General features: G+C 62.6%; 21 protein-coding genes. 15 read left to right on the top strand and 6 right to left on the bottom strand.

Going from position 1 to position 18,493, the window contains the following annotated elements:
- Nucleotides 1-7: 7 nt before the first annotated feature.
- The 3 genes from LT988_RS06840 to LT988_RS06830 all read right to left on the bottom strand — a co-directional run bounded on the left by LT988_RS06840 (nucleotide 8) and on the right by LT988_RS06830 (nucleotide 4,714).
- Nucleotides 8-2,620, bottom strand: a complete 2,613-nt coding sequence (locus LT988_RS06840; RefSeq protein ID WP_232410527.1) for a PEP/pyruvate-binding domain-containing protein — start codon at nucleotides 2,618-2,620, stop codon at nucleotides 8-10.
- Nucleotides 2,621-2,691: 71 nt separating this feature from the next.
- Nucleotides 2,692-3,348, bottom strand: coding sequence for a thiol:disulfide interchange protein DsbA/DsbL (locus LT988_RS06835; RefSeq protein ID WP_232409455.1), 657 nt, complete (start codon nucleotides 3,346-3,348; stop codon nucleotides 2,692-2,694).
- 223 nt (nucleotides 3,349-3,571) lie between these two features.
- On the bottom strand, nucleotides 3,572-4,714 hold the full coding sequence (locus tag LT988_RS06830; RefSeq protein ID WP_232409454.1) for an alpha/beta hydrolase: 1,143 nt from the start codon (nucleotides 4,712-4,714) through the stop codon (nucleotides 3,572-3,574).
- Between LT988_RS06830 and LT988_RS06825 the strand changes: the two genes are divergently transcribed.
- Nucleotides 4,691-5,572, top strand: coding sequence for an ABC transporter ATP-binding protein (locus tag LT988_RS06825; protein ID WP_232409453.1), 882 nt, complete (start codon nucleotides 4,691-4,693; stop codon nucleotides 5,570-5,572). The genes LT988_RS06830 and LT988_RS06825 overlap by 24 nt on opposite strands.
- A gap of 89 nt (nucleotides 5,573-5,661) precedes the next feature.
- Complete coding sequence (locus LT988_RS06820) at nucleotides 5,662-6,684, top strand: ABC transporter permease (protein ID WP_232409452.1); 1,023 nt, start codon at nucleotides 5,662-5,664, stop codon at nucleotides 6,682-6,684.
- 19 nt (nucleotides 6,685-6,703) lie between these two features.
- On the opposite strand, the gene LT988_RS06815 is transcribed toward LT988_RS06820, so the two are convergent.
- Nucleotides 6,704-7,099, bottom strand: coding sequence for a septal ring lytic transglycosylase RlpA family protein (locus LT988_RS06815; protein ID WP_232409451.1), 396 nt, complete (start codon nucleotides 7,097-7,099; stop codon nucleotides 6,704-6,706).
- A gap of 386 nt (nucleotides 7,100-7,485) precedes the next feature.
- Entirely contained in the window at nucleotides 7,486-10,128 is a 2,643-nt protein-coding gene (locus LT988_RS06810) for a glycosyltransferase (RefSeq protein WP_232409450.1), read from the bottom strand.
- Between the two features lie 548 nt (nucleotides 10,129-10,676).
- Between LT988_RS06810 and LT988_RS06805 the strand changes: the two genes are divergently transcribed.
- The gene (locus LT988_RS06805) at nucleotides 10,677-11,741 is read left to right on the top strand and encodes a cytochrome-c peroxidase (RefSeq protein ID WP_232409449.1); all 1,065 of its coding nucleotides are present in this window, start codon (nucleotides 10,677-10,679) and stop codon (nucleotides 11,739-11,741) included.
- 335 nt (nucleotides 11,742-12,076) lie between these two features.
- Here the strand turns inward: LT988_RS06805 and LT988_RS06800 are convergent, their stop codons facing one another.
- Entirely contained in the window at nucleotides 12,077-12,280 is a 204-nt protein-coding gene (locus LT988_RS06800) for a (2Fe-2S)-binding protein (RefSeq protein ID WP_232410526.1), read from the bottom strand.
- A 110-nt stretch (nucleotides 12,281-12,390) separates the two neighbouring features.
- On the opposite strand from LT988_RS06800, the gene bfr (LT988_RS06795) reads away from it, so the two are divergent.
- The 12 genes from bfr (LT988_RS06795) to LT988_RS06740 all read left to right on the top strand — a co-directional run bounded on the left by bfr (LT988_RS06795) (nucleotide 12,391) and on the right by LT988_RS06740 (nucleotide 18,413).
- Nucleotides 12,391-12,855 carry a bacterioferritin gene (bfr, locus tag LT988_RS06795; RefSeq protein ID WP_232409448.1) on the top strand — a complete coding sequence of 155 codons (465 nt, stop codon included), beginning with the start codon at nucleotides 12,391-12,393 and terminating at the stop codon, nucleotides 12,853-12,855.
- 25 nt (nucleotides 12,856-12,880) lie between these two features.
- Entirely contained in the window at nucleotides 12,881-13,366 is a 486-nt protein-coding gene (gene bfr / locus LT988_RS06790; RefSeq protein ID WP_232409447.1) for a bacterioferritin, read from the top strand.
- Between the two features lie 238 nt (nucleotides 13,367-13,604).
- On the top strand, nucleotides 13,605-14,054 hold the full coding sequence (locus tag LT988_RS06785) for a hypothetical protein (protein WP_232409446.1): 450 nt from the start codon (nucleotides 13,605-13,607) through the stop codon (nucleotides 14,052-14,054).
- A 352-nt stretch (nucleotides 14,055-14,406) separates the two neighbouring features.
- Nucleotides 14,407-14,550 carry a light-harvesting protein gene (locus tag LT988_RS06780; RefSeq protein ID WP_093028040.1) on the top strand — a complete coding sequence of 48 codons (144 nt, stop codon included), beginning with the start codon at nucleotides 14,407-14,409 and terminating at the stop codon, nucleotides 14,548-14,550.
- Nucleotides 14,551-14,562: 12 nt separating this feature from the next.
- On the top strand, nucleotides 14,563-14,757 hold the full coding sequence (pufA, locus tag LT988_RS06775; RefSeq protein WP_007194989.1) for a light-harvesting antenna LH1, alpha subunit: 195 nt from the start codon (nucleotides 14,563-14,565) through the stop codon (nucleotides 14,755-14,757).
- Between the two features lie 62 nt (nucleotides 14,758-14,819).
- Nucleotides 14,820-14,960 carry a light-harvesting protein gene (locus LT988_RS06770; RefSeq protein ID WP_093028033.1) on the top strand — a complete coding sequence of 47 codons (141 nt, stop codon included), beginning with the start codon at nucleotides 14,820-14,822 and terminating at the stop codon, nucleotides 14,958-14,960.
- A gap of 28 nt (nucleotides 14,961-14,988) precedes the next feature.
- Nucleotides 14,989-15,147, top strand: a complete 159-nt coding sequence (pufA, locus tag LT988_RS06765; RefSeq protein WP_007194987.1) for a light-harvesting antenna LH1, alpha subunit — start codon at nucleotides 14,989-14,991, stop codon at nucleotides 15,145-15,147.
- Nucleotides 15,148-15,874: 727 nt separating this feature from the next.
- Nucleotides 15,875-16,009 (top strand): light-harvesting protein, encoded by a 135-nt coding sequence (locus LT988_RS06760; protein WP_232409445.1) that lies wholly within the window; start codon nucleotides 15,875-15,877, stop codon nucleotides 16,007-16,009.
- Nucleotides 16,010-16,023: 14 nt separating this feature from the next.
- Nucleotides 16,024-16,218, top strand: coding sequence for a light-harvesting antenna LH1, alpha subunit (gene pufA / locus LT988_RS06755; RefSeq protein WP_232409444.1), 195 nt, complete (start codon nucleotides 16,024-16,026; stop codon nucleotides 16,216-16,218).
- A 62-nt stretch (nucleotides 16,219-16,280) separates the two neighbouring features.
- A complete protein-coding gene (locus LT988_RS06750; RefSeq protein ID WP_093028033.1) occupies nucleotides 16,281-16,421 on the top strand; it encodes a light-harvesting protein in 141 nt (46 codons plus the stop codon).
- A gap of 28 nt (nucleotides 16,422-16,449) precedes the next feature.
- Complete coding sequence (gene pufA, locus LT988_RS06745; protein WP_007194987.1) at nucleotides 16,450-16,608, top strand: light-harvesting antenna LH1, alpha subunit; 159 nt, start codon at nucleotides 16,450-16,452, stop codon at nucleotides 16,606-16,608.
- A 374-nt stretch (nucleotides 16,609-16,982) separates the two neighbouring features.
- Complete coding sequence (locus tag LT988_RS06740) at nucleotides 16,983-18,413, top strand: BCD family MFS transporter (protein ID WP_232409443.1); 1,431 nt, start codon at nucleotides 16,983-16,985, stop codon at nucleotides 18,411-18,413.
- Nucleotides 18,414-18,493 lie beyond the last annotated feature (80 nt).

The following is an 18,493-nucleotide window of genomic DNA, read 5'->3' as shown; positions in this document are numbered from 1 at the left end:
GGCGGCTTCACCCTTGCGCTTGATAACACACCAACCGCTGGCGTAAGACATCCGCGACGACGCGTAGGCCGGTATCGTGCACGTCGTAGACCGTGAGGGCCTGCGCGACGGCGTTGTCCGGCGGGTCGTCGAGGTCGAGGGGGATGCGACTCGACGCCGGGAGGGCGCTCAGCCAACCGGGGTTGTAGCGCGCTCCGTTGCCGGTCGGAAAGAGCGCAACATAGGCGATCCGCGACTCGACGAGGTCCTGGAAGAAGTGGGAACCAAAGGAGAGGTCCGGCACCATGCCGTCGCCGAGATCGGCAACCTCGGCGATGACGGCGACCCGGCTGATGTCCGCGAAGCGGATTGGTACGCCCAGTTCGGGGGTGCTGCTGCCCCAGCGGCCGGGTCCGATCAGTAGCGTGGGGCACGTATCACGATCGCTGATCCGACGGTTGAGATGGCCGACCAGGCGGGCGACCGCAAACTTCTGGACGCTCGTCAGGGCGCTGTAACGCGGGCCGTCGACGTGGATGACGCGGGCTAGGGGTTGGTCGATATTGCCGCCCATGAAGTGCCCGTCGGTGGCGAAGAAGAGTCGCCGACTCGGCACCTTGCGCGGCAGCTCGACACGCGGGCTCAGGCCGAGCGTTTGCAGCGGGCGGCACTGGACCAGACTGAAGGAGGGTGTGCCGTCGTTGGTCAGATGCAGGGTGAATTCGACGTCGACCGGATAGGCGTAGGCGGTTTCGAGGGTCCGGAGCAGTTGCTGCATCAGGGGCACGAAGGCGGTCTCGCGCAGCAGGGGCGTGAAGGTGAGACGCCAGACCGAGGGGGAGCCGGCGCGCGCGCGCTGCATGGCTTCCCGGTCGATCTCGCCGCACCACCGCAGCGGTAGCTCCGCCGCGTCGGTCAGATGGCGCAACGCGAGCGTGCGCGGGCGGTTGTCGGAGATGTCGAGCACGTCGACGTCGTGCTGCGAGAAGCGCGCGGCATCGTCGCGGTCCCGGAAGGGGCGTTTGTGGGGTTGGTCCAGGGCCACCACGCAGGCGTGGTCGCCGTCGATGCGATCGACCGCGCGCGTGCCGAGCCCCATCACCAGGCGGACCATGCCGGCGCTCGGCTCCATGGACTCCTCCCAGACGAAGGTGTTGCGCGATACGCCCACGCCGGCGGCGTCCGGGAAGTACCAGCGCCCGTGATAGCGCCCGCAGACGCGCTGCAGAAGCAAGGCCATCGGCTCTTCGAGGTCGGCCAGCCCGCGTTGGCGCCTGTAGGTGAGGGCGTCCTCGCTCATCGTGCTGGCGAAGACGCGGCAGATCGCTTCCTCGAGTTGGGCGAGCCGTTGTTCGGGCGAGCCTTGGTTGACCAGAAAGAGGCTTTCGTACTTGCCGGCAAAGGCGTTGCCGAAGCCGTCTTCGAGCAGGCTGCTCGAGCGCACCAGGATCGGATACTGCCCGAAGTCGTCGAGCATGCGTTCCAGCTGCGCGCGGACCTCGTCGGGGAGTCGGCCGCCGCGCATGTCCTCCCGTAGCGACCGGGCCTCGCTGAAATAGCCCGCCTCGGTGCGCTGGCGCATGACCCTGGGCCACCAGCCGTTGTGCACCAGGTAGGAGTAGTAGACGTCGGAGCCAACGAAAAAGGAGTCATGCGGCTCGAGATGTCGCCCCCAACGTTCGGGGTCGTCCTGCAGCAGGACCTTCCGGGCGAGCAGCATCCCGACCGCTTTGCCGCCGATATAGCCGCTGCCGATCATTCGGGCGCGGATCTCGAGGAGGTCCGGGATGTCGAGGTAGCGGCGGGCGAGGGCGATGACACGTGCATCGCGGCTGATCAAGACCGAATAGAGCCGTTCGCGCACCTCGCTGCAGTGCTCCGCGTCGTCCGTCCGGTTCAAGGCTTGTGCGGCGTCCAGAAAGAGGTGATCCCAAGTGTCGAGTTGCCTGTGCGCGGTCCGGTTGTGCCGGCGCGCGAGGTCGGCGTAGACGCGGGTTGCCGCACTGCTGTCGATGACCGGTCGGAAGGCACCGCCCTCGTGCGCGTGCGGGAGGAACATGGTCGGTGACTGACGCTGGCAGACCTTGACCGGTTGCACGTAGCAGGCGTTGTCGCCGCGCCGCACATCGATCAGCACTCGCGTGGTTTCGCGGATGCGCGCCATGGTCGCGTGACAGTGATCCCCCGAGAGGAGTCCGAAATAGGCGACGGTGTCGCGTCGATAGAGGTAGGGACAGATGACCTGGAAGAGGTTGCCGACCATGAGGTCGGTGGCCCAAGCCGAGAGCAGATCGGAGAGGCAGTCGAAGACGTAAAAGGCGCCGCGGCCGTGATCCGTGATCAACTGATAGACACGGCGGATGAAGGCCTCGAAGCCACGCAGGGCGTCGATCGAGACGATCTTGATGCCGGGTCCCGGCGCGACCAAAGGTGGATGGCGGCCGAAGCGCAGATAGACGATGGCGCGTCCGTCCGCGATCGCCCGGGCGACGAAGGGCTCGACGAACCCGCGATAGTCCTCGATGTCGTCGACCCGCCAGACGACGTTGTCGCCGGTGCGCAGACCGTCGAGGACGTGATCCAGTCCGGCAAGTCCGGTGGAGACGCGCTCGGCACCGGCGGTCTCGAGGCTGTCCGGGATCGGCGCGACCTCGGCCGACGGGGGCGCCGATTCGGCCTCGCCACCCTGTCCGGCCGCGGCTGCGCGCCCGGTCAACTCGCGGCCGTTTGCTCGCGTGCCATCAGGATCAGGTCATCGGCGATCGCGAGCATTTCGGGGAACCCCTTGGCCTGTTGACCGACGACCACATAGCGACCGCCAACGGTGATCATGGGGACCGCATCGACGCGATAACGCTCGACCAGGGTGTCGCCGCGCTTGATCTGAGTCTCGACCGCGAATGAATTGAACAGGGGCTCGAAGGTCGCGACATCCACGCCCTTGCTTGCGACCCATGCGAAGACGTCTTTCTCGGTGAAGAGCTTGGTCCGGTCGCGATGCAGCGCGTTGAAGACCTCTTGGTTGAGTCGATCCAGGTCGCCACTGTATTCGAGCGCATAGAAGAGTCGCGCGAGATTGGCCCAGGCGGCCCGACCGAAGGTCACCGGGACCTGCCGGAAGGTGACGTCGTCCGGCAGCTTGGCGGCCCAAGGCTTGATGATCGGGTTGAGGTCCATGCAGTGGGGGCAGCCGTAGGAGAAGAATTCGAGAACCTCGATCTTGTCGGGGGCCGATCCAGGCTGCGGCGGCGAGACGGCGCGCCAATCGCGGCCCTCGACCAGATTGGCGGCGGCAGGGCGCAGCGGCAGCATTGCGACGCCGAGTGCGCCGATCATGGTTTGAGTGAAGCGACGACGGGTGAAGGCCATGTTGGATCTCCGGTCGGGATGAGTGAGGTGGTGATGCGATCTTATCGGTCTGAATTCAGCCGGTGATGATAGGTTCCGGCACGGCTTGTGTCAGTACAAGTCTGCGTCTCGCCGTAGGTTGTGCCGAGCACAGCGAGGCACAACTTCTCCATGTCGGCGGCGGATGTTGCGATCCCGATCGCCGAGGAGCGCTTAATGCGTCGGGGTCTCGGGCGTCCGATCTTCAGAGTATGCCGGGGTCGCCGCAAAATGTGCGCGCCCGCGGGCCGCGCGGCGATGTGGTTTCGCCCGACGGCAGCGGGGCATCGGGGTCCTTGAGCCAGGCGGCGATGTCGGCGCGTACCCGTGCGCCCTGGCGGTCGCGCGGGAGCATGTGCCAACCGTGCTCGTAGAGCACGAACGTGAGACCCGAACCCGTGCCGGGTAGTTTCGCCAGGAATCGGCAAAAGGCGTTCTTGGGGATGATCTCGTCCTGCTCGCCGTAGAGCAGCAGGGCAGGGGTTTGAAGGTGGGGGGCCGCCGCCTGCGCGCGGTCCATCAGGTCGGTGATTCCCCAGAGCGCATCGACCCGGGTCGCCTTGATGACGAGCGGGTCCGCGCCCATCGCCTGCAACATCTCGATGTGGTCGGACGGGCTGATGCGGATGCCCTCGCCGGTCAACTTCAACCAGGGCAGGGTGCGCACGGCACCTTCCAGGGCGAGGCGTTGATACCAGGGCATGGTGTCGCGCGACCAGACCGCGGGCGCGATCAGGATGAGTCCGTCGACCGGCAGCGGCTCCTGCGCTGTCGCGGTCAGGACGACGGCGCCGCCCATGCTCTCGCCGGCGACATAAAGACGGGCATCGGGATGGCGAGCACGCAACAGATCGATCAGGTTGCGCAGATCCGCGGCGAGACGGTCGCTGCCGTGCCAGCGACCGGGGAAGGCGGCGGCTCCGAAGCCGCGCTGGTCGACCGCGTAGGTGGTGATGCCCGCGGCGGCAAGCTCGTGGCCCAAGGGCGCGAAGGCGTTCGCGTAGTCGTTGAAGCCGTGTAGCCCGAGTACGACGATCGGCGGCTGCTCGGCACCGGCCCAGACGCGCAGGGGCAGGCGATAGCCGTCGTCCATCTGCGCGTGGTCGATGCCGAGGGCGGGGGACCTTGCGATGGTGTCGGGAGATTCCACGATGTCAGGAGAGGCGCAGGAAGTCAGCATGAGCACAAAGGTCAGGGCGGCGAGGGCATGGGTCCAGAGCGAGACGGCGATGGCTGTCGGCAGTGGAATCGGCCGGGCGAAGTCTAGGACTCCGTCCGGGTTCGGCCCGCCGTGTCCGGTGCGAAGCGCGTATACTGCGCGCCTGTGAACAGTCTGCTCGAAGCCCATGATCTCGTCCGGCTCTACCCTGGTGTGCGCGCCGTGGATGGTATCGGTTTCCGGGTCGAAGCCGGTCAGTGTTTCGGGCTCCTCGGGCCGAACGGGGCCGGGAAGACGACGACCTTGGAGATGCTGGAGGGAATCCAGACCCCGACCTCGGGCACTGTTCTTTATCGGGGGCGATCGCTTGATCGCACCTATCGCGAATCGGTCGGCATCCAGTTTCAGGCGACCGCGCTGCAGGATTTTCAGACGGTGCGCGAGTCGCTCGACATGTTCGCGACCCTTTACCGGCGCACCGCGGATCGAGACGAGCTCGTGCGGCTCTGCAATCTCGCGGAGATCCTGGATCGGGACACACGCATGCTCTCGGGCGGCCAACGCCAACGCCTGTTGTTGGCCATCGCCTTGGTCAACGATCCGGACCTGGTGTTTCTCGACGAGCCGACGACCGGTCTGGATCCACAGTCGAGGCGCAACTTCTGGGGGCTGATCGAGACCGTACGCCGGCGCGGCAAGACCATCGTCCTGACCACACATTATATGGAAGAGGCCGAGCGGCTCTGCGAACGCATCGCGATCGTCGACCATGGACGGATCATCGCCGAGGGTCAGCCTGCGCGTCTGGTTCGGGATCACTTTCCCGCGACCGTGATTCGCTTGCCCGAAACGGCATGGCCGAGGGGTGTCGCGCTCCCGGCGGGTGCGGATCGGCGCGACGGCCGCATCGAGATCTATGCCGAGGAGGTCCCTCCGATGTTGGCCGAGATCGAGCGCGTCGGAGCCGACCTGACGGATCTGCGGGTCGCGACGCCCAATCTGGAAGATCTCTTTCTGAAACTGACCGGACATGATCTACGCTCTTGAGCCCGTGCGGCTCGGGCCCCCTCGATCCCCCGGCCTTGATCATCCGGCCTCGATTGTCCGGATTGTCGTCCAAACACCCGGAACATCTCATGTGGCGCCGTATCCTGACCATCCTCATCGCGCGTAACCGCGAGTTTTATCGCGATCGGGCCGGGCTGTCGTGGAACATCCTGATGCCGATCATGATGGTGCTGGCCTTTGCCTTCATCTTCACCGATGCGTCGCGAGACGTCTTCAAGGTCGGCGTGATCGCGGACGGCGCCGAATTACCGGTCGCGAGCTTCCCCTTCCTGAAGACCCGTCATGTCCGGTTCATCCCGGTGACCGACACGGCGGCGGCAATCGCGAAGGTGGAGCGCCATCAGCTGGATCTACTGGTGGATCCGAGCGAGACACCGCGTTACTGGGTCAATTCGGAGTCGGCCAACGGCTATCTCGTCGAGCGTCTCTTGCTTGGCGACCATGGCGGCTCCTCGCGGACGACCCCGCAGCGGGTGACCGTGAGCGGTGCCGCCTTGCGCTATGTCGATTGGGTGCTGCCCGGCGTGCTGGCGATGAACATCATGTTCTCCAGTCTCTGGGGTGTCGGCTGGGTGATCGTGCGGTATCGCAAGAACGGCGTGCTGCGTCGCTTAAAGGCAACGCCGTTGAGTCCGTGGGAGTTTCTCACCGCGCAGGTGCTCTCGCGGCTGCTGGTGGTTCTGGGGGCGAGCCTGGTCGTCTATACCGGGGCTCGTCTCTTGCTCGACTTCCCGATGCGCGGCTCCTACCTTGCGTTGCTTCTGGTCTATGTGGCGGGTGCGCTCTGCCTGATCAGCCTCGGACTCATCGTCTCGTCACGCTTGCGCACGGAGGAGGTCGCCGACGGTTTGCTCAACCTCATCTCCTGGCCGATGCTGCTGCTCTCGGGGGTGTGGTTCTCGATGGAGGGGGCCAGCGGCGCCGCCCGAATTCTATCCGGTTTTCTGCCGCTGACCCATATCGTCGACGCTGCGCGGGCCGTCATGATCGACGGCGCCGGTGTGATGCAGGTTCTCCCGCAGATCGGCCTGTTGGCCGGCCTCGCCATGCTCTTCTTGACCTTGGCGGCTTGGCTGTTTCGTTGGGAGTGATGTGGCGGGCGAGATCGGATCAGGAGCCGTTTGTCCTCGGCACGCTCAAGACCTCGACCTCGACTCGCGCTAAACCTTTCTTGATCATCCCCAGTTCTCGTGCGGCACTGCGGGAAAGATCGATGATGCGCCCTTTCACGAATGGGCCGCGGTCATTGACCTTGACGACGATGCTTTTGCCGGTCTTGGTGTCGGTCACACGGACCTTGCTGCCGAGGGGAAGAGTCTTGTGTGCTGCGCTGGGGATGTTCTTGTTGTAGATGGCACCGCTAGCGGTCTTCCGACCATGCAGGCTGTCGTGGTAGTAGGAAGCGATGCCCTTCTGCTCAAATCCGGGCTTGACGCGTGCCTCGGCATTCGGGCCCGAGACAAGAAGAAAGACCCCGAGCGAGGCGAAGATCAGCGTTTTGTTCATAAGGAAAACCATCTTTGAAACGGCCGGCTAGCGCAGGTTGATGGCGCACTTGATACCGGTCAGTTGATAACCTGGACGCGAGTATAGGGGAAATCACCAATAGGGTAAACCCTAATATAAAGGGGTTTGCCCGTATCGCTGGCCGATCCCGGTCTGTTGATGGTCGAGGAAGGAAAGGGCGGAGCGGACGCAGCCATCACCCATCGCGGGCCTTCACACGCCGTCGGCAATCGAGCCGATGTCTCCGGTACGGCAGGACGCGGAACGCTCGAATGGGGACGAGCGTGAACCGCTGAGTTCGGAGTGGTGAGGGTTAAAGGCAGACGGCAGACGGCAGGCAGCAGAAAACCCGCGACGCTCGACGCACGGCGCGTCGAACGCTTGCCTTATCGTCCGTGCTCGATCTCGGCTGTCGATCCTGTGCCCGTCATTTCGGGCATTGGACCGACCAGGCTTGCCGGCAAGGTCTCGGCCGCGCTGATCAAAGACACGACGATGGCTGCCAAATACGGGATGGACTGGACGATCAGGACAGCGATCCAGACTCGGACATCCAGCATGAAGGCGTCGTCGCGGAGCATGATCAGGCCGGCCGCGAGCCAGAAGGCGATGACGAAAAGACCTTCTTCGCGTGCATCGGCCAGGGCGCGTATGAAGGCCGGGGCCTGTGCGAGCTTGGGTGTTCTGAAGAAGCCTAGGCCTCCCGAGATAAAACCGCCGAACATGGCGCGAGCGATCGTGTGCGAGAGGGCCAGCCCGGCCACGCCGGCGGCGAAGCTTTGACGCAGGGTCGCCGTCACGCGGCGCCGATAGAGCAGGAAACTCTTCGACATCTTAAACCCGAACAACACCAAGGGAACCAAGGCTACGGTCATGTAGGGCGGCGTCACCTGGAGCGGAAACATGACCATGGCCACGGACCACGCGAGCGCCGCAAAGTTGAACAGGAGGTTGAAGCCGTCTGCGAACCAAGGTAGCCATCCGGCGACGAAGTGATAGCGCTGGCCTGCCGAGAGGGTGGTCTTGCGGATCCCCAACAGCTCGCGGCGATGATGCTTGAGGGTGCGCACCGCGCCGTAGGCCCAGCGATAACGTTGCTTCTTGAAGTCGGCAAAGGTATCGGGAATGAGTCCACGCCCGTAGGTGCAAGGGATGTAGAGTGCCTTGTGGCCCGCTTCGAAGAGTCGCAGCCCCAGCTCGGCGTCCTCGGTGATGCACCACTCCGCCCAGCCGCCGACAGTGTCGAGTGTCGGGCGCCGGATCATGGTCATGGTGCCGTGCTGGATGATGGCGTTGCGCTCGTTGCGGGTGACCATACCGATGTGGAAGAAGCCGCGATACTCGGCCATACACATGGCTTTGAAGGCGTTCTGATCGGCGTCGCGATAGTCCTGCGGGGCCTGAACGATGGCGACTTCGGGGTCTTGGAAGGCGGGTACCAGGTGTCTCAACCAAAGCGGCTGCACGATATAGTCCGCGTCGATGACGGCAATGACCTTGGCCCTCGGATCGGTCTCGCGTAACGCATAGTTGAGCGCGCCGGCCTTGTAGCCTGAAAGCGGATCCACGTGGAAGAATCGGAAGCGTTCGCCGACCACGGCATTGAGATGCCGGCAATGCGCCTCGACCGGCTGCCAGACAGCGGGGTCCTTGGTGTTGTTGTCGATAACCAAGACTTCGTAGCCCGGATAGTCCAATGCCGCCAAGGCGTCCAACGTCTCGGTCAGGAGCTCGGGTGGCTCGTTGTAGGCGGGTACGTGGATGGAGACGAACGGCAGCTCCTCCTCGGGCACCGAGCGCAAAGGGAACGGTCGGCGCCAACGCCGCAGCCACAAGGCCTCCGCCCATTCGTGGGTCTCGGCCATGATCAGCACGATGACGCCGACCCCGCCGACGAGAAGCAGGATGCCGACGATGGTGGTGGCCGGCGTCATGTACAGCCGCGTGTAGTCGTAGACGATCCACACCGCAGCGGTCGAGATCCCGTACATCACGAGCGCGAGAAAACCCTTGCCTTTGCTGGAGAGGCTTGAGCTGTCCCGATAGAGAAAGACCAGGAGCAGAATGGCCATGACCACGGAAAGGCCTGCAAGCTCTTGCCAGTGCGGGATGCGTACCACTGGTTGGGTGAAGACGAACTTGGGCTCGCGGTCGGTGTTGTAGACGCCCCAGTAGGCTCCGGTCGCTCCTTCGATCCTGGCCTTCCAGGTTTGATCGAAGGCTTCCATGACATAGTAGACGTAGCCTGCCTGCTCGGCGTGCGCGAGAAATCTGCGCAGAAATCGCGCCTGATTCGTCAGCGATGCCTCGGCGCCGCGATTGCGCCTGCCGTTGCTCGGCCAACCGACCTCGCCGATGATGACATCTTTGTTCGGAAAGGCTTTTTTGACCTCGTTGTAGCGGCTGACGGCATAGGCTACGGCCTCGTCGATGGGAACGCCCTCCCAGTAGGGCAGCAGGTGGACGGTGATGAAATCCACATGCTCCGCGAGCTCCGGGTGTTTCAGCCAGATATGCCATGGCTCCGCAGTGCTCACGGGCAGCCAGGTCATCTTGCGGGCTCGGTCCAGATAGGCGGTCAACTCGCTGACCGAAACGTCCTCGCGGAGGATCGCCTCGTTGCCGACCATCACTCGAACCAGGTTTCGATACCCCTTGCTCAGTATCTCGCCGAAGCGTGCGAGCTCGATTTCATTGGCCTCGAGGTCCGACCCGATCCAGGCGCCGAGCGTCACGTTCAGGCCGCGTGCCGCGGCCAAGCGCGGAATCGCCGCGAGCGTGCTCTCCACGGTGTAGGTGCGCACGGCATGGACGGTTCCCTGTAGGAGCGCCAGGTCTTCGTCGATCTCCTCGACGGTCGGGAAATTCTTGTTCGCCGGATCGTTGTGTGCTCGCATGGGTGCGAACGAGAAGCCCTGGATCCGATTGGGCCAAGGTGGCTCCTCCGCCGGCCGGTTGAGCAGGGCCCACGCCGCAACCGTCAAGAGGGCGATCAGCACGGGGATGAGGATGTTGCTCGAATATCTCACGTGGCTCGTCGGACGTTATGGCCGGGTCGACCGCTGCCGCAGAGGCTCTGCATGCGGCCGGGATTTGATGATAAGAGGCGGTGCGAGCCAGCGCCGTGAAGACGCACTGTTCGAGATCGAGACCGCGCCTGGGCATCGTTCGCAAGCGAGGGTCGAGGGTTCGACGACTCGGCGTGCAGCAGCGGGATAATAACGCGATTTCGTGATGGGATGATGGGGAGGTTGGGTACGATGTCGGTCCCAGTGGCTTCTTCGTGGTCTTCCGCAGTGCGGTTACAATCGGCCGAGATGCGGAGCGACCGGGGTGACGTTGAGGTCGCGTCTCCCGTTCGGCGTGCGATCGCGGTCTCGGTGCCGGACCCGATGGGTGCCGTGCCAAGCTCCGAAAGGCGATCGGCAACGGCGCTACGACAAGGGTCCGGCACGCCAGCCGAGTCGGGTCAAGCCGCCCTTGTCCGCGACCCCACGATCCAATGCGGCAAATCCCAAGAGCCCTGCGATGGCGACTTGCGCCATGGGGGCTCGAAAACCTGAAGAGGATCTCTACGATGACGAAGACAATAATCGCCTTGGCCGTCTCGATCGGGTTCGTTGCGACCCAGGCGGCGGCGGACGATTCGGCTCTGCGCGAGAAGGCGAAATCCGCGGGACTGCTTCCGATCCCCGCCGGCGTGCCCGAGGTTGCAGGCAATCCCGTCACGCGGGAAAAAGTCGATCTCGGACGCATGTTGTTCATGGATCCGCGTCTGTCGGCAAGCGGGGTCATCAGCTGCAACACCTGCCACAACCTCGGCATGGGCGGTGACGACAACCTCCCGACATCCGTCGGCCACGGTTGGCAGACGGGGCCCAGGAATTCACCGACCGTGCTGAATGCCGTATTCAACGCGGCGCAATTTTGGGACGGCCGGGCCGAGGATCTCAAGGAGCAGGCCAAGGGGCCGGTCCAGGCCGGAGTGGAGATGGCGAACAAGCCGGGAAACGTTGTCGTCACGCTCAAGAGCATCCCCGAGTATGTCGAGCGCTTTACCAAGGCGTTTCCGAACGAGCCGGATCCGGTCACCTTCGACAATATGGCCAAGGCCATCGAGGCCTTCGAAGTGACCTTGGTCACGCCGGGCTCGCCCTTCGATGATTGGATCGAAGGCAACGATGCGGCCATGACGCACGAGCAGAAGCAGGGTCTTGATCTTTACATCGAAAAGGGCTGCAGTGCCTGCCACTCCGGCGTCAACCTCGGAGGGCAGGACTACTTCCCGTTCGGTCTCATCACCAAGCCGGGTGCCGATATCCTTCCCCCTGGCGACAAGGGCCGCTTCGAGGTGACCAAAACGGTGTCTGACGAGTACGTCTTCCGCGCCGGGCCCCTCCGCAACATCGCCTTGACGGCGCCTTATTTCCATTCAGGTGCGGTCTGGGATTTGGGTGCGGCCGTCGCTCTGATGGGAACCGCTCAGCTCGGGACCGAGATCTCCGACGAGGAGGCGGCGCAGATCGTCGCCTTCCTGCATTCGCTGACCGGAGAACAGCCGAGGATCGAGTATCCGATCCTGCCGGTGGAGACGGCCGAGACGCCGCGCCCCGACCTTTCGGCGTTACCCGTTTCGAACTAGAGGGCGGGGCTTGTTGACGGACGGCGACGCGATCGCGTCGCCGTCATTGAATCAAGCGACAATTCCGGTGCCGCGCGGCCTGCGTCGGCATCGCACGTCGATCAACGCGACACAGCGAAGTCTGCGCAGGTGTTGCAGGCTTTCTTGGCGTCGGTCCGTTTACGGTCCTCGGAGCGTCGTGAATCTCCGGTGTCGCCGTTGGGCACTTGAAGCGACGCGTTTCGACGTCACCTCCTTCGTGGACGGTCGCGTCTCGATGATTTGCCGCTCTGGATCCCACCGAAGAAACCGCTCCATAAGAATCGCGCTGAACCGAGTTAGGAGCCGTGAGGTGACTAAAAGGCAGCGGCGGCCATTGCGGGTTCGGAGCGGCGGTTCTCGAGCACCTGCCGCAACAACGCGTTTGCGCAACTCCCGCAGCGACCGCAATCGCCGGGCACGCCTAATTCCTTCCTCAGGTCGGAGAGTCGTTCTGCACCTCGCTCCGCCGCCGCGATGATCTGGCGCTCGGTGACGGCTCTGCAAACGCATACGTACATGAGACTTCCTCGAAACTCGTGCGTGTTGAGAAAATGATAGGAATGATTCGTATTTGTGTCAAGATAGTTTTGTGTTGCCTCTTCAGTCAATTTCCAAAGGTCGAGTCCAGATGAAATCCCAACCCTCCATCAATCAGCATCACAACGCGGTGCTCAAGGAAGCGCTGACCGCGATCAATCAGTATTTCCTGCACGCGCGGATGCTCGGCAACTGGGGCTTTAAGACGCTGGAGAAACGGGTCTACCATGCCTCGATCGAGACCATGAAGGAGGCCGACACGATCGTCGAGCGGGTCCTCTTTCTGGAAGGGTTGCCGAACCTCCAGGACCTCGGCAAGCTGCTGATCGGCGAGAACGTTCCCGAGATCCTGCACGGCAATCTTACGATGGAGCTGCGCTACCGCGAGGCCCTGGCCAGCGCCATCGCACACTGCGAGCAGCAGGGGGATTTCGTAAGCCGGCATCACCTCGAAGAGATTCAGGAATCGAGCGAAGAGCGAATCGACTGGATCGAGACCCAACTTTCACTGATCGCGAGCGTCGGGTTGCCGAACTATCTTGAGTCGGCCATCTGACCACCGCAGCCCCGGAGATCCAAACATGAAAGGTCACCCCGAAGTCATCGCCCACCTCCAGCGCCTACTCTCCAACGAGTTGGCTGCGATCGATCAGTACTTTATCCACTCGCTCATGTACGAGGACTGGGGTTTCGCCAAGCTGTTCGCGCGCATCGAGCATGAGGCTACGGAGGAGAAGGAGCACGCCACGCTGTTGATCCGGCGCATGCTGTTTCTGGAGGCTACGCCCGATCTGAGCCAGCGCGACGGCCTGCGCGTCGGCGCGAACGTGCCGGAGATGTTGGCCAACGATCTTCAGGTCGAGTACGAGGTCGCTGCAGCGCTGAAGGATGCCATCGTCTGTTGTGAGCAGCACAAGGATTTCCAGACCCGTACCGTTCTGCTGCAGCTGCTCAAAGACACCGAAGAGGACCATGCCGACTGGCTCGAGCAACAATTGGGCTTGATCGAGCGGGTGGGTCTCGAGAACTACCTCCAGTCGCAGATGACTCCGTCCGGTTCGGCCTAAGCCAGATCTGATCCTCCGCCGACGATCGGGGAGGATCAAGAAAGGACAACCTGTCCCCGGTCATGCCCCGATGTTTCGGTCCTCTGCGAGGACCGGGATTGACAAGGAAACTGCCGAGCCGCCGGGCGGGTCGGTGACAAGCGTAGGGTCCAGCCATACAATTCCCCGCAGTCTTTGGGGAGACGCCCATCCGAGGCGCCTCCCGGCTTCAACGTCGGTCTGTCGGGAGAAGACATCTGTGAAATACGCTGCAAAGAGAACCTGGCCGGATAAGCCCAAGTCATGGGAGGCCAAGGGGGAGGCGGAAACGGCCGAGGCGTTCGCTCTGGAATTCGCGTCCGACCAGGGACTCGGCCTAGGGACCGAGCTGGTCGTGATCGAACGCGAAGGCGAGGATGCCGAGATCCAGTTCTTCAAGATTGCCAATACCTCGCCGTACCAGCTCGTGCAGGCGGAGCCGCGGGCCGGTGGGGGCGGCGCGTCGATCCAAGAGTCCCCGCGAGAGTCGTCCGCGGAGGCTACCGGCCGCGATGTGGAGGACGGGGGCACTGAGCTCGTGGCCACGCCGCTCGACAGCCTGCGTCCGTTCAAAACGATGGTTCTCTACATGCTGAAGGTCGCTGTGGTGGCCTTCGCTGCAATCTATGCCCTCGGATTGCTGTTTCGCTATTTGCGGTCCGTTCTCTGAGTCGATCTCGCGTGGGCGGATTTTCGCCCACCGCCCCGCCCGCCGTCCCCTCTTCGCCCCGTGAGCCGAAACCTCGGACGCATGCGGCCCGATGCCGCGTGCGGGCTGCGCCCGCGTTCGCTGAATCGAGCCCTGCCGACGTTCCGATCTTTCCCTTCTTTTTTTATGTAAAAGGAACTTGACATCTAAAGCTGTCAAGCTAAGATGACACACAAGGACAGCAAGTCAGTCCGAACGTTCCGGGAGATAAGGAACGCAAGCGTGTTTCGTGGAGGTAGTCGGTGCCACGGAGGTCTGCCCCCCGATCGATATCGGCGGCGCAATTACACATTCTCACGACGGAGCTTAAACCATGGCTGAGCAAGCAAGCCTTTCGGGTTTAACCGAGCAGCAGGCGAAAGAGTTTCACGAGCAGTTCAAGATCACCTACACCGCGTATGTCGGCCTTGCCGCGCTGGTGCATCTGTTCATCATTGCAGCCAACCCCTGGTTCTAAGAGGAGAGATCCATGAACGTATTCGACTACAAACCTCTTGAGCAGGACTATCGGATTTGGCTGGTGCTGAACCCCGCAACTTGGCTGATCCCGATGTTTGCCGCGCTGCTGGTCATCGCCCTTGCCGTTCACGTCTACGCCTTCTCGCTGCCGGGCAATGCCTGGACGCCGGCTGCCCCGGTCGCCGTGGAAGCACCTGCTCAATAAGACACTTGGCTGCCGATTTCTGACGCGGCGCCCTCATACACCTCTCTATCGGAGATACATCGATGGCCGAGCAATCCTTGTCGGGTTTGACCGAACAACAAGCGAAGGAATTTCACGAGCAGTTCAAGATCACCTACACCGCGTATGTCGGCCTTGCCGCATTGGTGCATCTGTTCATTATCGCTGCCAATCCTTGGTTCTAATTAACCCGACCTCGACGAGAACAAGATCATGAGCGAAATCGCAAAACCGAAAAACCCGGAAGACGATTGGAAGGTGTGGTTGGTTCTGAACCCCGCAACTTGGCTGATGCCGATCTTCTTCATGTTGCTGATCATCGCGCTGGTGCTGCATGCCGTCGTGTTCCAGATGGGATTCGGCTGGGCTTGATGCCTACGCGTGACGGGGCTGCCGCCGCGTAGCCCCGAGGACGATGGGCCGGCGCCGCACGGCGCGCCTGTCGTCGACGGCGGGTAGTGAGCGACAGATCTGCCGCTCACACCCGCCGCATCTTGTTTTTGAGTCCTCAATTTCCAGGCCAAGACGATCGACGTTTTGACCTCCGGTCAATTGCTCGGAACTCGTTCGGGCTCGCCCCCATCTCCTCCGCTTTTTGCCTCCGATATCGCCGCTTGTGCTGCGGTGGAACCTGCTCGCTGCGCCCGCTACGCTCGGTCTCCGCGGCCACCTCAACCTGCCTTGCGTTGTCTTCGCACTCCCCTGGTGTGCCGGTCGTCTGTAGTCCTAATCCTTTGCCGACGTGCGTGCGCGCGCCCTTTTGGCGCGGTTCCCCCTAGGCCAAGCCCGATGTGAAATCCCCGGGACCAGGGCTGCCGCGCCCGATCCTTTGCTCGGGATGCCGGTCCTGACTTTCCAACATATTGAAATCTATTTAGATGTGCGCTTTTTCGCCACATCGGCAAAGTTATTTGTCCAATTGCCTTGACATTGTCGAATGTAAAGCTAAGATGACACACAAGATCTCTGGTCATTACGACGTTTTCAAGCCTGGCGCGATCGGGCACAGAGAATCGGGTGGCGGTCAATGCACCCACGTGTCACCGACCGTTTCCAACGAAGCGGCGGTATCAGCAGCTCATATCAAGGAGTTCAACTCATGGCAAATCCTTCGGGTCTCACCGAACAGCAGGCGAAAGAGTTTCACGAGCAGTTCAAGATCACCTACACCGCGTATGTCGGCCTTGCCGCGCTGGTGCATCTGTTCATCATTGCAGCCAACCCCTGGTTCTGAGAGGAGAGGCCTAAATGAACGTCATGAATTATAAGCCTCTTGAACAGGACTATCGGATTTGGCTGGTGCTGAACCCCGCAACTTGGCTGATCCCGATGTTTGCCGCGCTGCTGGTCATCGCCCTTGCCGTTCACGTCTACGCCTTCTCGCTGCCGGGCAATGCCTGGACGCCGGCTGCCCCGGTCGCCGTGGAAGCGCCTGCTCAATAAGACACTTGGCTGCCGATTTCTGACGCGGCGCCCTCATACACCTCTCTATCGGAGATACATCGATGGCCGAGCAATCCTTGTCGGGTTTGACCGAACAACAAGCGAAGGAATTCCACGAGCAGTTCAAGATCACCTACACCGCGTATGTCGGCCTTGCCGCATTGGTGCATCTGTTCATTATCGCTGCCAATCCTTGGTTCTAATTAACCCGACCTCGACGAGAACAAGATCATGAGCGAAATCGCAAAACCGAAAAACCCGGAAGACGATTGGAAGGTGTGGTTGGTTCTGAACCCCGCAACTTGGCTGATGCCGATCTTCTTCATGTTGCTGATCATCGCGCTGGTGCTGCATGCCGTCGTGTTCCAGATGGGATTCGGCTGGGCTTGATGCCTACGCGTGACGGGGCTGCCGCCGCGTAGCCCCGAGGATGATGGGCCGGCGCCGCACGGCGCGCCCATCGTGCCCGAAGGGCGGGGATGGTCCTACCTGGCAACCCCGTCCTTCGAAACACCGATGATCGCCGATCCACAGACCCCGACCGAAACCGACGTCCCTCCCGAAGGCGCTCGTCCGTCGAGCAATCAACCCCTCCTCAGGACTGCGAGTCCGATGCCTGGCCGTGCCCCGCGTGATCGGGCCTACAGCCTTTCGGTCCTGTTCCGGGCATGGTGGATCATTGCTGCACCGAGTGCGATAATCCCCGTCCTTCAAGACATCGCTCTTGTTTCCCAGCCTCGTTCACATGTGGAGCTGATCACGGCATGAGTCGTAACGACGATCCCTGGGCGCAAGCCTGGCGCGAGCTGCTGCCTCGGATACTGCCTTTTTCCGATGTCTCGTCGGCTGATTTTCCGCTGCGCAAGATCCTGCGCTTGTCGCTGTTTCAGGTCTCGGTCGGCATGGCGATGGTGCTGCTGCAAGGAACCCTGAATCGAGTGATGGTCGTCGAGCTTGCCGTGCCCGCGTCGCTCGTCGGGCTCATGCTGGCGCTTCCGCTGATTTTCGCGCCGCTGCGAGCGCTGATCGGCCATCGCTCGGATTACCACCACTCTGCATTCGGCCTGCGCCGCATTCCCTTTATCTGGCTCGGAAGCATGATGCAGTTCGGCGGATTCGCGATGATGCCGTTCGCACTGCTGCTCCTTGCCGATGTCAATAACCAGTTCAACGTTCTCGGGCAGATGGGCGCTGCGCTTGCCTTCCTGTTGGTCGGCGCCGGGCTCCATACGACGCAAACCGCGGGCTTGGCGCTTGCCACCGATCTTTCGCCGCCGGAGAAGCGTCCGCGCGTCGTGGCGTTGCTCTACGTCACCCTCCTGGCTGCTTGGGCGGCAAGCTCCCTCCTGTTCGGGCAACTGCTCACGAACTTCAGCAACGAGCTGCTGATTCAGGTCATCCAGGGTGTTGCCTTGGCGACGATTGTTCTGAACGTTGTTGCCCTCTGGAAGCAGGAGGCGATCGACCAGCAGCGAGCGGCCAATCCGCCACCGCGCCCGCCGTTTATGGAGACGTGGCGCAACTTTACCCGCGGCGGGCGAGCCAGCCGGTTACTGGTGGTGGTTGGGCTAGGGACCTTCGGATTCACGATGCAGGACATCCTACTGGAGCCTTACGGCGGTCAGATCCTCGGACTCAGTGTCTCTCAGACGACCGCGCTCAACGCGATCTGGGCCGCCGGATCGTTACTCGCCTTTGTGCTTGCCGCACGGCTGATGGGGCGTGGTAGCGAGCCCTACCGTATTGCGGCGGTCGGCGCTCTGATCGGAATACTCGCGTTCGCCGCGGTCATCCTGTCCGCCCCACTTGATGCGGTTTGGCTGTATCGGGCCGGTGCCGGGCTGATCGGTTTTGGGGGCGGGCTATTTATGGTGGCAACCTTGACCGCTGCAATGGCGCTCGCCGAGGGCGGGTTCAGCGGATTGGCGCTCGGCGCATGGGGGGCTGTTCAGGCGACCGCGATGGGTCTTGCCTTCGCCGCCGGAGGTATTTTGCGGGATGTCGTCATGGGGATGGCGAATCGAGGTGTCTTCGGAGAGCATCTCGCTTGGCCGGGGGTCGGGTACGATGTCGTCTACGCACTTGAGATCCTGCTCCTCGTCGGAACTCTCATCGTGATCCTCCCGTTGGTTCTTCGCCCCGGAGATGCCAACACCCGCGCTGGATCCAAGATTGGTCTCGACCATATGCCCTGAGGTATTGCCCTCGCCGCGCTGCCTTTCACGGCGGTCGGCGAGGAGTCCACGCTCGAAGCTCGCTTTCGCCGTCGCTTCCG

The sequence above is a fragment of the Thiocapsa bogorovii genome (assembly GCF_021228795.1).
In the GTDB taxonomy this organism is placed as follows: Bacteria; Pseudomonadota; Gammaproteobacteria; order Chromatiales; family Chromatiaceae; genus Thiocapsa; species Thiocapsa bogorovii.
Note: the sequence above shows the minus strand (reverse complement) of the source record. Positions and strands in the feature narration are given on the sequence as shown.

Bases quoted from the DNA above. Each gene is read 5' to 3' on its own strand.
- bfr (WP_232409447.1), top strand. From the start codon at position 12,881: ATGAAAGGTCACCCCGAAGTCATCGCCCACCTCCAGCGCCTACTCTCC.
- LT988_RS06805 (WP_232409449.1), top strand. From the start codon at position 10,677: ATGACGAAGACAATAATCGCCTTGGCCGTCTCGATCGGGTTCGTTGCG.
- LT988_RS06815 (WP_232409451.1), bottom strand. From the start codon at position 7,099: ATGAACAAAACGCTGATCTTCGCCTCGCTCGGGGTCTTTCTTCTTGTC.
- LT988_RS06780 (WP_093028040.1), top strand. From the start codon at position 14,407: ATGGCTGAGCAAGCAAGCCTTTCGGGTTTAACCGAGCAGCAGGCGAAA.
- LT988_RS06800 (WP_232410526.1), bottom strand. From the start codon at position 12,280: ATGTACGTATGCGTTTGCAGAGCCGTCACCGAGCGCCAGATCATCGCG.
- pufA (WP_007194987.1), top strand. From the start codon at position 14,989: ATGAGCGAAATCGCAAAACCGAAAAACCCGGAAGACGATTGGAAGGTG.
- LT988_RS06835 (WP_232409455.1), bottom strand. From the start codon at position 3,348: ATGGCCTTCACCCGTCGTCGCTTCACTCAAACCATGATCGGCGCACTC.
- LT988_RS06750 (WP_093028033.1), top strand. From the start codon at position 16,281: ATGGCCGAGCAATCCTTGTCGGGTTTGACCGAACAACAAGCGAAGGAA.
- LT988_RS06770 (WP_093028033.1), top strand. From the start codon at position 14,820: ATGGCCGAGCAATCCTTGTCGGGTTTGACCGAACAACAAGCGAAGGAA.
- LT988_RS06820 (WP_232409452.1), top strand. From the start codon at position 5,662: ATGTGGCGCCGTATCCTGACCATCCTCATCGCGCGTAACCGCGAGTTT.
- pufA (WP_007194989.1), top strand. From the start codon at position 14,563: ATGAACGTATTCGACTACAAACCTCTTGAGCAGGACTATCGGATTTGG.
- bfr (WP_232409448.1), top strand. From the start codon at position 12,391: ATGAAATCCCAACCCTCCATCAATCAGCATCACAACGCGGTGCTCAAG.
- pufA (WP_007194987.1), top strand. From the start codon at position 16,450: ATGAGCGAAATCGCAAAACCGAAAAACCCGGAAGACGATTGGAAGGTG.
- pufA (WP_232409444.1), top strand. From the start codon at position 16,024: ATGAACGTCATGAATTATAAGCCTCTTGAACAGGACTATCGGATTTGG.
- LT988_RS06830 (WP_232409454.1), bottom strand. From the start codon at position 4,714: ATGGGCTTCGAGCAGACTGTTCACAGGCGCGCAGTATACGCGCTTCGC.
- LT988_RS06740 (WP_232409443.1), top strand. From the start codon at position 16,983: ATGAGTCGTAACGACGATCCCTGGGCGCAAGCCTGGCGCGAGCTGCTG.
- LT988_RS06760 (WP_232409445.1), top strand. From the start codon at position 15,875: ATGGCAAATCCTTCGGGTCTCACCGAACAGCAGGCGAAAGAGTTTCAC.